The sequence below is a fragment of the Streptomyces rubiginosohelvolus genome (assembly GCF_014649875.1).
GTDB classification, from domain to species: domain Bacteria; phylum Actinomycetota; class Actinomycetes; order Streptomycetales; family Streptomycetaceae; genus Streptomyces; species Streptomyces rubiginosohelvolus.
Genome location: NZ_BMTW01000030.1, coordinates 1 through 11881, shown reverse-complemented (window position 1 = coordinate 11881; position 11881 = coordinate 1). Strand labels below are relative to the sequence as shown.

Annotated in this window: 8 protein-coding genes and 1 pseudogene; 4 read left to right on the top strand and 5 right to left on the bottom strand. The window is 71.2% G+C overall.

What is annotated here, in order from left to right:
* Both IE134_RS33715 and IE134_RS33710 read right to left on the bottom strand, forming a co-directional pair.
* Nucleotides 1-383 (bottom strand): annotated as a pseudogene (locus tag IE134_RS33715) (hypothetical protein); the annotation flags it as partial.
* Complete coding sequence (locus IE134_RS33710; RefSeq protein ID WP_189432798.1) at nt 380-3826, bottom strand: DNA polymerase III subunit alpha; 3447 nt, start codon at nt 3824-3826, stop codon at nt 380-382. The gene IE134_RS33710 and the pseudogene IE134_RS33715, both read right to left, overlap by 4 nt.
* Nucleotides 3827-4021: 195 nt before the next feature.
* On the opposite strand from IE134_RS33710, the gene IE134_RS33705 reads away from it, so the two are divergent.
* On the top strand, nt 4022-4408 hold the full coding sequence (locus IE134_RS33705) for a barstar family protein (RefSeq protein ID WP_189432796.1): 387 nt from the start codon (nt 4022-4024) through the stop codon (nt 4406-4408).
* A gap of 181 nt (nt 4409-4589) precedes the next feature.
* Here the strand turns inward: IE134_RS33705 and ligD are convergent, their stop codons facing one another.
* On the bottom strand, nt 4590-5510 hold the full coding sequence (gene ligD, locus IE134_RS33700; protein WP_098017462.1) for a non-homologous end-joining DNA ligase: 921 nt from the start codon (nt 5508-5510) through the stop codon (nt 4590-4592).
* Between the two features lie 46 nt (nt 5511-5556).
* A complete protein-coding gene (gene ku, locus IE134_RS33695) occupies nt 5557-6492 on the bottom strand; it encodes a non-homologous end joining protein Ku (protein ID WP_097992544.1) in 936 nt (311 codons plus the stop codon).
* Between the two features lie 917 nt (nt 6493-7409).
* Here ku and IE134_RS33690 point away from each other — a divergent pair.
* The 3 genes from IE134_RS33690 to IE134_RS33680 all read left to right on the top strand — a co-directional run bounded on the left by IE134_RS33690 (nt 7410) and on the right by IE134_RS33680 (nt 11137).
* Nucleotides 7410-8822: a family 2B encapsulin nanocompartment shell protein gene (locus tag IE134_RS33690; protein WP_189432795.1), complete on the top strand. Its 1413-nt coding sequence runs from the start codon at nt 7410-7412 to the stop codon at nt 8820-8822.
* Nucleotides 8823-8903: 81 nt separating this feature from the next.
* Nucleotides 8904-10232 carry a family 2 encapsulin nanocompartment cargo protein terpene cyclase gene (locus IE134_RS33685; RefSeq protein WP_229823849.1) on the top strand — a complete coding sequence of 443 codons (1329 nt, stop codon included), beginning with the start codon at nt 8904-8906 and terminating at the stop codon, nt 10230-10232.
* 17 nt (nt 10233-10249) lie between these two features.
* The gene (locus IE134_RS33680; protein WP_030717220.1) at nt 10250-11137 is read left to right on the top strand and encodes a geranyl diphosphate 2-C-methyltransferase; all 888 of its coding nucleotides are present in this window, start codon (nt 10250-10252) and stop codon (nt 11135-11137) included.
* A 99-nt stretch (nt 11138-11236) separates the two neighbouring features.
* On the opposite strand, the gene IE134_RS33675 is transcribed toward IE134_RS33680, so the two are convergent.
* On the bottom strand, nt 11237-11881 hold a 645-nt coding region (locus IE134_RS33675; RefSeq protein ID WP_189432793.1), incomplete at its 5' end, for a phosphotransferase family protein.

The following is an 11881-nucleotide window of genomic DNA, read 5'->3' as shown; positions in this document are numbered from 1 at the left end:
GCGGAGGCCGGTTTCGTACGCAGGAACGCGGCGATCCCGTACGGATCGTCGCGGACCACGGTGGCGGCGCCCGGCGGTGTGGCGTCGGCGGCCATGGCCGCGATCGAGCGGGTGGGCCCGGCGCCGGCGGAGCACTGCACGCCGTGCAGCGCGAGCAGGCGCAGCCGTAGGACGGCGATCACGCCCTCGGCGTCGCGGCCCCAGTACGTCAGGGCCCCGGTGAGATCGACGTACGCGGACCAGTCGGCGGGCAGGGGTTCGACGCGGGAGCTGATGCCGTCGACGACGGCGAGCAGCTGCCCGTACAGCTCGTCGGTCCGTTCGGCGGGGTGGAAGTGGATCCGCAGGATCGCCCGCGGCCGCGTCCGGCTGGTGGTGTTCATCCCGGGCTCCCGGGGCTTCGGTGGCCGAAGCGGGTGAGGTCGGCCGAGCGGGTTCCGGCGGGCTGGAGGTCGCTCCAGGGGTGCAGGCGGGCGCCCGCGGTGCCGTCGGGGATCGTCCGCCCGGGCGCAGGCTGGGCCGGTGTGGGGGAGGGGGCCTGGCCCAGGAGGTCGAGGACTGCCTGGGGCCCGTGGGTGGCGCGGGCGGTGGCGAGTTCGTCGAGGTCCCAGGCCATCTCGCCGACTACGGTGCGCCGGGGGCCGCGGGCTTCGACGGTGCCGCGGACGAGCAGCAGGCCGTGGTGGAAGACGGTGTGCGCGCACTGTTCGTGGGAGTCCTCGAAGAACGCCAGATCGACCAGTCCGCTGCCGTCTTCGAGCGTGACGAAGATGATGCGCTTGCCCGAGGCGATGGGCGGGGTCTGGGTGGAGGCGCGGACACCGGCGACCAGGACGCGCTGCCCGGGGTGCATCGCCCGCAGGTGCTTGGCGTCGGTGGCGCCGATCTCGCGGAGCAGCCGGTGGTGGTCCTCCATGAGGTGCCGTGAGACGTCGATCTTGAGGACGCCGAGCTCGGCGTCGAGGCGTTCGCGGGCGGTCATCTCCCGCAGCCCGGACGATCCGGCCGTGTGTGGGGCGGTGGCGAGTGGCAGCTGCCCGGATCCGGGGCGCGTGCGGGCCTGGCGGTGGAGTTCGGTCGCCTGGAGCAGCAGGTCCCGCCGGGACGCCTCGCCCCGGAGCTGGTCGAGGGCGCCGATGCTGATGAGGCGCTCGACGGTGGGGAGCTTGGGATGCGCGCGGGCGTAGAAGTCCTGGAGGGAGGTGTAGGGCTGGCCTGCGGTGATTCGGGCGACCTCGTCCTCGGAGATGCCGTGGACCGTGGACAGGGAGATCCGCACACCCCACCCCGATCCGGTCCGCTCGACCGCGTACTGGGCCTGGGAGGTGTTGATGTCGACGGACAGGACGGGGACGTCGTGGCGGCGGGCGTCGGCGACGATGACGCGGGCCGGCCACATGCCCGGGTCGTGCTCCAGCAGCCCCGCGTAGAGGGCGGCGGGGTGGTGGGCCTTGAGCCAGGCGGACTGGAGCGCGGGCACGGCGAACGCGACGGCGTGCGCGCGGCAGAACCCGTAGGCGCCGAACGAGGCGACGACGTCCCAGACCTCGTCGAGCACCGCCGGGCTGTACCCGCGGGCACCCGCCTGCTGCCGGAACCACGCCTCGACCTTCCGCAGCCGCTCCTTGTCGCTGAGGGCGCGGCGGGCCACTTCCCCGAGGGCGCGGTCGCAACCGGTCATGACGGCGAGGATGTCGATGATCTGCTCGTGCCAGATCGTCACCCCGTACGTATCGCGCAGGACCGGTTCCAGGTCCGGGTGTGGGTAGGTGGGGGCGGCGCCGTGCCGGGCGGCGATGTAGAGGGCGGGCATCCCGCCCTGCACCGGGCCCGGGCGGAACAGGCTGATGTCGGCGATGACGTCCTGCGGATCACGGGGCTGGAGTCGGCCGACCAGGTCCTGCTGGCCGGGCGACTCCAGCTGGAACATCCCCACCGTGTCCGAAGCCTGGATGAGAGCGAAGGCGAACCGGTCGTCCAGCGGGACGTGATCGGGGTTGTCGAGGTCGATCGCCCTGCCGGTCGTACGGCGGATCTCGGTGACGGCGTGCGCCATCGCCGACTGCATCCGCACCCCCAGGACGTCGAGCTTGAGCAGGCCCAGGTCCTCGACGTCCTCCTTGTCGGCCTGGAGCATCGGGTACTCGCCACCGGGGGTGGGCTGGACGGGCAGCCGGTCGAGCAGGCTGGTGTCGGAGAGGATCACGCCGCAGGGGTGCATCGCGATCCCGCGCGGCAGGGCGTCAAGGCTCTCGGCGAGCTCCCACAGCGGCCCGTACCGCCCGGCCTCGGCCGCGAGCTCCCGCAGCTCCGGCAGCTCTGAGAGAGCGGAGCGGATGTCGCACGCCCGGATGTGCGGGAACGACTTCGCGATCCGGTCCACCGTGGCCGGGGCGATCCCGAGCGCGAGGCCGGTGTCCCGCAGGGCATGCCGGGCCCGGTAGGTCTCGGGCATCCCGGTGACCGCGACCCGCTCCCGCCCGAAGCGGTCGATGATCCTGTCGTACACCTCCAGCCGCCGCGCGGACTCCACGTCGATGTCGATGTCCGGCAGCGACGAGCGCCGCTCGGACAGGAACCGCTCGAACAGCAGGTTGTGCTCCAGCGGGTTCGCGGTGGCGACGAAGAGGCTGTGGTTCACCATGGAGCCGGCGCCGGAGCCGCGGGCGGCGACCCGGATACCCATGTCCCGTACGTCGGCGACGACCTGGGCCACGGCGAGGAAGTACGGCTCGTAGTGGAGCCGGCCGATCACGCCGAGCTCGTAGTCGAGCTGGTCCATCGACCGGCTGTCCCGGTCGAGGCCGCGGGCGGCCATGCCGCTCTCGCACCGCTGCCGCAGCAGCCGCATCGCCCCGCCCGCCCCCGCCTCGGCACCGACGACGGAAGGCTCGGGGAAGTGCGGAACACCGAGCCCCAGATCCCTCACCGGGTCCACCTCGCACGCCTCCGCGACGGCCACGGTGTCGGCGAGCAGCCGCTGGGCGCGCGCCCGGCCGCCCCCGTGCGCGGCTGCCACCCGCTCGGCGATCTCGGTCATCGTCGGCCCGTCCTTGAGCCAGCGTTCCCCGCAGTCCAGCCGCCGCCGGTCGACGGGCCGCAGCAGCCGGGCCGCGTCCAGCACGTCCGCGACCCGGTGCTGGGCCGAGTCGGCGTACCGTACGGCGTTGGTCAGAACGGCGGGGATACCGAGGCGGTCGGCGAGCGCCAGGGTGTGCGCGGCCAGGCGGACCGACCCCGGGCCTGTGCCGGACAGGCCCCAGCACACGATCTCCAGCCGCAGCCCACGACCGACGGCCTGGCGCCACGGGGCGAGGAGCTGCTCGGCGATGTCCGGGCGGCCACCGGCGAGCGCCCGCAGCGGCTCCGACACCGGACCGAGCAGCACCACCAGCCCCTCACCCGCGTACCGGCCGAGCATCTCCCACGAAGCCGCCGGCGGGGCACCCGCGGCGAAGGCCTCGGCGTGCGCGCAGGACACGAGTCGGCACAGCCGAGCCCACCCGGCGGCGTCCCGGGCCAGGAATGTCGCCCGGAACGGTGCCTCGGCTACGTGGGCCCCGCCGCGCACCGGGGTACGGCGGCGGGCCTCGGCTGAGGGCGCATGGGGGGCGATGCCGAGGTCGACGCCGAACAGCGGCTTCACCCCGGCGGCCGTGGCGGCCTTCGCGAAGCGCACCGTACCGGTGACCATGTCGCGGTCGGTCAGCGCCAGCGCCGCGATCCCGCGCTCGGACGCCCGCGCGACGAGGTCATGGGGGTGCGAGGCACCGTAGCGGGCCGAAAATCCACTGCTGACATGCAGGTGAGGAACGCTATCCTGCATGGAACCCTCCGCCCATAACCCCCAAAGTGTCACCAATCGACTGCTTCTCCATCGACTGTATCGAACATTAATTCGAACATGCGAGTTCAAGGCACGTGAATTTAAGCCAGCGGAGCAGTTGTGACTGAGCGCGACGGGCGGCCCGGATGGACAACTCCGATGCTCAGATGCCAGGACATCGCCTAACGTCGTGGCGTGACGATGCTCTACGTACTGGATGGCAGGCGGATCCACTCGCTGGAGGACTTCTGGCTGGTGATGGGCGAGGCGGTCAACGGTCCTGGCGGCTACTTCGGACGCAACCTCGACTCCTTCAACGACTGTCTGAGGGGCGGATTCGGCACACCGGACGACGATGACTTCGCAGTGGAGTGGCACGATCACACCTACGCCCAGCGAGCCCTCGGGCATGCGGAGACAGCCCGTCAACTGGAGATCCGCCTGGAGCGCTGCCACCACACCAACCGCCCCGGAGTTGCTGAGGAGCTTGCCGCGGCTCGCTCCAGCAAGGGTTCGACGGTCTTCGACTGGCTGGTCGAGATCTTCGACGATGAGGTGCCCGGCGCCCTGCTGCTGCGCTGATCCCTCAGCCGACGCAGACCCGCGGTCGAGGCGCGAGAGGCCAGGCGGAGCCAGCAACGGGGCCACAGTCCGGCGGAGCATCGGAGTTGTCCGTCCGGGCCACCTACCGTGCTCAGTCACAGCAGCCACGAGACGGATGGTCTGCGGGCCGCAGCACGCATGGGGTGCCCGCCCCCGCGCCTCAGGTCAGGAGGTCGGGGCGGAGCCGGTGCCAGGAGGGGTGGCGCAGGCGTCCGGCTCGGGTGCGGGAGGTGTAGCGGACCTCGCCGACGAGCCGGGGGAGCACCCACCGCGCCCCGGCCACCGGGGGGATGTGGGTGAAGGGGCAGGTGTCGGTGGCCGCGGCCTGGAGGAGTTCGGCGAGGCGGGTGCGTTCGGTACGGCTCCAGCCGGTGCCGACGCTGCCCGCGTAGCGCAGCAGCCCGGCGTGTCGCTCGCCGACCAGAACCGCACCGGGCAGGCCGGCCAGCCGCCCGTGTCCGGCGACCCACCCGCCGATCACGACGTCCGCGAGGCGGTGGACCTTGGTCTTCACCCAGGTCTTCGAGCGCACCCCTGGCTCGTATCGCGAGGTGAGCCGTTTCGCTATCAGCCCTTCGAGTCCTGCGTCCTCGGCCATCTTCCATGCCTCGGCCCCGTGCCCGGTGATCGCGGCAGGCGTCGACCAGGCGGGCCCGGTCAGCCCGAGTTCTTCGAGCAGTTCCCGCCGCTCGGCGTACGGCAGTCCGGTCAGCAGCCGGTCGTCGAGGTGTACGACGTCGAAGAGCATCAGGTGCGCGGGCACCCGGGCCGCCATCCGTGCGGCCTTCGCGGGAGCGCTGACAAGGCCCATCCTCTGCTGGAGGCGCTCGAAGTCGCTCCGGCCCTGATCGTCGAGTGCCACGATCTCCCCGTCCAGCACGGCGCTCCGCGCGCCGAGGGCGTCGGCGAGAGGGGGGAGTTCGGGGTAGGCGGTGGTGATGTCCGTACCCGAACGAGCGCGCAGAACGACCGTGCCGTCGCCCGGCAGGTAGACCATCGCCCGCTGGCCGTCCTGCTTCACCTCGAACGCCCACCGGGCCTCCACCCCCGCCGACGGCAGCGGGCCGGGGGTTGCGAGCATCGGCTCGATCCTCGGCAGCACGGCACCCGCGGCGGCAGGAGGAGGGTCAGGAGGCACTGCGCTTCTTCGCGGCTGCCTTCTTAGCCGTCTTCTTCGACGCCGTGGACTTCTTCGGCGCTGCTGTCCTCTTCGCCGGTGTCTTCCGGGTGGTCTTCTTCGGCGGCCGCATCTCGTGCACGGTGGCGTCCTCGCCGTCCTCACCGCGGGATTCCTGGGCCTGCTTGACGGAGGCGTTGAGGGCGGCCATCAGATCCACGACCTCGCCCTTCTCCTGCTTCCCGTCGTCGGCCGGGGCGGGGAGGGGCTTGCCCTCGGACTTCGCGGCGATGATGTTCTCCAGGGCCTCGCGGTACTCGTCGTGGAAGCCGGACAAGTCCTCGATCGTCATCCGCTCGGCCAGTTGCAGGGCCTGCTCGATCTCCTCCTCGCCGACCTCGACCTCCCGCGGCGCCAGTTCCTGCGGGTCGCGGACCTCGTCGGGCCACTTCATCGTGTGCAGCACGATCGCTCCTTCGCGGATGCGCAGCAGACCCAGGCGCTCGCGGCCGTGCCACGCGAACTTGGCGACCGCGACCTTCGAGGACCGCTCCAGGGCCCGGCGAAGCAGGGTGTAGGGCTTGGCGGCGACCTGTCCGTCGGCGGCCAGGTAGTAGGAGTCGCTGATGCGGACCGGGTCGATCGTGCCGGCGTCGACGAACGCGGCGATCTCGATCGCCTTCGCCGTCGGCAGCGGCATCTGGTCGAGCTCCTCGTCCGTCACCGGGACCGTCTCGTCCTTCGCGATCTCGTAACCCTTGCCGATCTCGTCCTGGGAGACGACCTCGCCGTCGAGTTCGCACACCTTCCGCGTCCGCACCCGCCCCATGTCCGCCAGGTGCACCCGGTGGAAATGGACGTCATGGTCCTCGGTCGCGGACACGATCTTCACCGGGATCGTCACCAGCCCGAAGCTGATGGCGCCGGCCCACAAAGGTCGCGGCATCTCTTCCACCTCCAGAACCCCTGCGCCGCTGCTCGCTCGGCGAGGGGAGGCCGGGGGACCGCCTTGTCCAGGTGTCCCGGGCGCCGTCGTCGTACTCCCGATCCTCGCGCCGCGCGGAGCGGCCCGCATCCTCACCCCACCGTCTGGAGCAGGCCCCGCCGGGGTCCCGGTACCCGAATGTCCGGAGTCCGGGCCCGCTACGGGGTGGGGGACGGGCTTGGTGCCCCCGGCGCGGCGGAGCCACGTCCACCTGCGTCAGCACCCGGCCCCGGACGTCAGGGTGCAAAAGGGTATGCGGCAGGCTCTGGAGATCAACATCCCGGGGTACCTGCTGTGCGCCCGCCGAGCATTGGCGTCAAGCCGACGGCAGGGGCGATCGTGCTCGCAGTCATGCTCGCTCCCGGCGTCGTCATCGCTCCGGCACCGGTGGGCGGAGGGGTTCTCGACTGCGTCGGGCAGCTCGTCGCCGGCATCACCAGTGAGGCCGTGCTCCACGAGCCCCTGAGCACGTCGGCCCCAGCGCTGGATCCCCACCAGGGCCGGCGTCGTGCGCGTGGCTACCCTTTTTACGGCCGCCCTATCGCGCGCCGCACGTCCCTGTCGCCGCGCCCCCGACTCGGCTGGCCGAATCCGTCGCGCATACGAGGCCGGCGGGCACGGTGACCCCGCAAGGCGGCCAAGGACGCCCTCCCGTGATCACGACTGAAATTCATCGGTGCGGGGGCAAACGCTCTGCGGGCGCGATCATCGTATCGAGCGAATGTCGGCGGATTTCCTTGGTCCGAGGGGCGAAAGGGCCCTTAGTGTTCCGCTGGACCTGGAGGGTTCTCCTCCTTGTCGACCCTCTTGCGGTTTTCATCCTGACGAACGGTCGCGTCCGCTGATGCGCGTCCTCGCCCCCAAGGAGACCTTGCCCGATGACTGTTGATTCGAGTTCAGAGGCACGGCTGGACGTGCCCCGGCAGTCCAGCCTGGGGACGGCCGCCGCCCGCAACCTCGCCAGCACGACGAAGTCCGCCCCGCAGATGCAGGAGATCACCTCCCGGTGGCTGTTGAGGATGCTTCCCTGGGTCGAGACCAAGGGTGGTGCCTACCGGGTCAACCGACGGCTGTCCTTCACCGTGGGCGACGGGCGGGTGGAGTTCGTCCAGGACGGTGCTACCGTCCGAGTCATTCCCCAGGAGCTGGGCGAACTGGCCCTGCTGCGGGACTTCGACGACGTCGATGTGCTGAGCGCCATCGCCGACCGCTGCGTACAGCGTGACTTCCGGGCGGGAGAAACGCTGGTCGAGCGGGGGGCGGCCGCGGACCGGCTCCACCTGCTGGCGCACGGCCGGATCAGCCAGACCTCCCTCGGCAACTACGGCGACGAGGTCACTCTGGACACCCTGGCGGACGGAGACCACTTCGGGGAGCACGTCCTGCTGGACGATGACGCCCGGTGGACCCAGACCGTCACCGCCGAGACCGCGGGCACGCTGCTCACCCTTTCCCGCACGGACTTCGCGGCCGTCGTGTCCACCTCGCCGGAACTCCGGTCCCACCTGGCCGAGTTCACCGCGCGCTCGCGGCAACGGCAGAACCACCGCGGTGAGGCGGAAATCGCGATGTCGGCCGGCCACGTCGGAGAACATGAGCTGCCCGGAGCGTTCGCCGACTACGAGCTGAAGCCGCGCGAGTACGAACTCTCGGTCGCTCAGACGATTCTGCGGGTCCATACCCGGGTCGCCGACCTCTACAACGGCCCGATGAACCAGACCGAGGAACAACTCAGGCTCACCATCGAGGCACTGCGGGAGCGCCAGGAGCACGAACTGATCAACAACCGGGAGTTCGGGCTGCTCCACAACGCCGACTTCAAGCAGCGCATCCAGCCGCACTCCGGCCCGCCGACCCCGGACGACCTCGACGAGCTGCTCTGCCGCCGCCGGGGCACCAAGTTCTTCCTCGCGCACCCCCGGACCATCGCGGCGATGGGACGCGAGTTCAACGCACGGGGCCTCTACCCGGACCACACCGACCTCGGCGGCCAGCAGGTCCCCGCCTGGCGCGGCGTGCCGATCCTGCCCTGCGGCAAGATCCCCATCACTCCGGAGAAGACCAGCTCGATCCTCGCCCTGCGTACCGGCGAGGAGAACCAGGGTGTCATCGGCCTCCGGCAGACCGGCCTGCCGGACGAGTACGAACCGGGCCTCTCGGTCCGCTTCATGGGCATCGACGAGAAGGCGATCATCTCCTACCTGGTCAGCACCTACTACTCCGCCGCCATTCTCGTGCCGGACGCGGTCGGCGTGCTGGAGAACGTGCAGATCGCCCACTGGCCCAGGTAGTGGGCGCGGCGCAGCACCGTGGACCGGGTCCCCGCGCCCGGACGCCGTCGAACACCTGCCCCCCTCATGAAGGAGCCACGCATGCCCGTTCCCGAGCTGCCGCTTCCTCGGTCGAGCCTGCCGGAGGCCCTCACCCACCTCGGGGCAGACGTACTCGGTGCGGTCGCGGCTCACGCCCGCGAGACCGGTACCGCCGTCGGCACGTCGTCCGGCGCGTACACACTGCCGACCGCGCCGGCCGGCCTCCCCTCCGGCCCGTCACCCACCGTCCTGCCGCCGACCGCTCCCCCGGCGACCGGAGTACGGGCGACCGGAGCGTCCGGGTCGGGAGCCGGACTGGAGCGGCTGCTGCGCGGGCCTCACGGTCTGGGCACGGCTGGTCTGCGGCTGACTCCCCGTGAGGAACCCACCGCGTCGGCAGCCACGGGGAAGGGCCGACCGATTCCGGGCCTCTACCACCACCCGGTCCCCGAGCCCGACCCGGGGCGCGTCGACGAGGTCAGCCGCAGGATCAAGGCCTGGGCGCTGGACGAGGTCTCCCTGTATCCCGAAGAGTGGGAGGAGCAGTTCGACGGCTTCTCCGTGGGACGCTACATGGTCGGATGCCATCCGGACGCGCCCACCGTCGACCACCTGATGCTCGCCACCCGCCTCATGGTCGCCGAGAACGCTGTGGACGACTGCTACTGCGAGGACCACGGCGGGTCACCCGTCGGCCTCGGTGAGCGGCTCCTGCTCGCGCACACCGCGCTCGACCCCCTGTACACCGCGCGGGAGTACCAGCCGGGCTGGGCGGCCTCCCTCCACGCGGACGCCCCCCGGCGCGCCTACCGCTCGGCCATGGAGTACTTCGTCCGCGCGGCCGGGCCCTCCCAGGCGGACCGGCTCCGCCACGACATGGCGCGCCTGCACCTGGGGTATCTCGCCGAAGCGGCCTGGGCCCAGCAGGATCAGGTCCCGGAAGTCTGGGAGTACCTGGCGATGCGCCAGTTCAACAACTTCCGGCCCTGCCCCACCATCACCGACACGGTCGGCGGCTACGAACTCCCCGCCGACCTGCACGCCCAGGCCGACCTGCAGAAGGTCATCGCCCTGGCCTCCAACGCCACGACGATCGTGAACGACCTCTACTCGTACACCAAGGAGCTCGACGCTCCCGGCCGGCACCTGAACCTGCCCGTCGTGATCGCCGAACGGGAGGGGCTTTCCGACAAGGACGCCTACCTCAAGTCGGTCGAGATCCACAACGAGCTGATGCACGACTTCGAGACCGAGGCCGCGGCACTGGCCGCCGCCTGTCCCGTTCCGACCGTGGGGCGCTTCCTGCGGGGCGTCGCCGCCTGGGTGGACGGCAACCACCACTGGCACCAGTCCAACACCTACCGCTACAGCCTGCCCGACTTCTGGTAAGAGAGAAGGAACCATCTGTGACCAGCGCCGAACTCACCACCGCTCCCACCCCCTCCGCACTGCGCATTCCCGGCCCGGCGACTCCCTACCAGGGAGACATCGCCCGCTACTGGGACGGTGAGGCCCGGCCCGTGAACCTGCGTCTCGGCGACGTGGACGGCCTCTACCACCACCACTACGGCATCGGTGAGGTCGACACCGCCGCGCTCGGCGACCCGGAGGACAGGGAGAGCGAGAACAAGCTGATCGCCGAGCTCCACCGGCTGGAGTCGGCGCAGGCCGACTTCCTCTTGGGGCATCTCGGTGACATCGGGCGCGACGACACCCTGGTGGACGCGGGCTGCGGCCGCGGCGGCTCGATGGTGATGGCGCACCAGCGCTTCGGCTGCTCGGTGGAAGGCGTGACCCTGTCGGCCAAACAGGCCGACTTCGCCAATGGGCGCGCCGCGGAGCTGGGCATCGACGACCACGTCCGCGCCACGGTCTGCAACATGCTCTCCACCCCCTTCGCGACCGGCTCCGCCGCGGCCTCGTGGAACAACGAGTCCAGCATGTACGTGGACCTGGACGACCTCTTCGCCGAGCACTCCCGCGTCCTGGAGGTCGGCGGGCGCTATGTGACCATCACCGGCTGCTGGAACCCGCGCTACGGCCAGCCGTCGAAGTGGGTCTCGCAGATCAACGCACACTTCGAGTGCAACATCCACTCGCGCCGGGAGTACCTGCGGGCCATGGCCGACAACCGCCTCGTGCCGCAGGCCGTCATCGACCTCACCCCCGACACCCTGCCCTACTGGGAGCTGCGGGCCACGTCCTCACTGGTCACGGGGATCGAGGACGCGTTCATCAACTCCTACCGGGACGGATCCTTCCAGTACGTCCTCATCGCGGCCGACCGCGTCTGACGGCGCCTCGCGCATGGCCGGCCGGCACCGGGGAGCCGCTCGGCGCCGGCCGGCCGACAGCACACGGAACGGGCGCCGGGCCCGCAGGGGACAGAGCCTCTACGAATCGGTCTGGAACCAGGGGCGGGTGTCGTGCGCGGGCAGCGGCCGCAAGGCCGGCGGGCCTGCCGACAGACGTGCGGCCAGGGTGGAGCTGAGGCGGCCCACAGCGTGCAGGTGGTCGTGGTCGCGGGTCATGGCGGCGACCACGCCGAGGCGGTGGACGAGCCGCTCGCGGGCGGAGACGCGGCCCCACCGGAAGTCCTCGGTGGGTACCCGGGCGAACTGGTCGACCGTCCCGCGGTGGGCCCGCTCGACGAGAGCGTCTCCCTGGATCAGCCAGCCTGCACACGCGTCGGCGAGGTCGCCCGGCACATCTCGGCCGGTAAGGCCGCGCCAGGTGGCCCGGTAGATGGTCTCGACCTCCGCGAGCGGGGCCGCGGCGACCGACATCGCGCACCAGCAGGTGGGGAAGCCGATGCGGAAGTAGGCGAGTTCGACCAGCCCGTTGCCGAGCGAGGCCCGTTCGAAGTCGACGAAACGGACACCGTCGCTGGTACGCAGATCGTTGCCGGGGCACGGGTCGCCGTGCAGCAGCGCATGATGCGGGGTGGGGTCCAACCGGGCCAAGAGGGCGGCGAGTTCATCGAGCACCACGGACGGGACGGGCACGTCGAGCGCCCGGGCCAGAGCGAGGAAGGACTC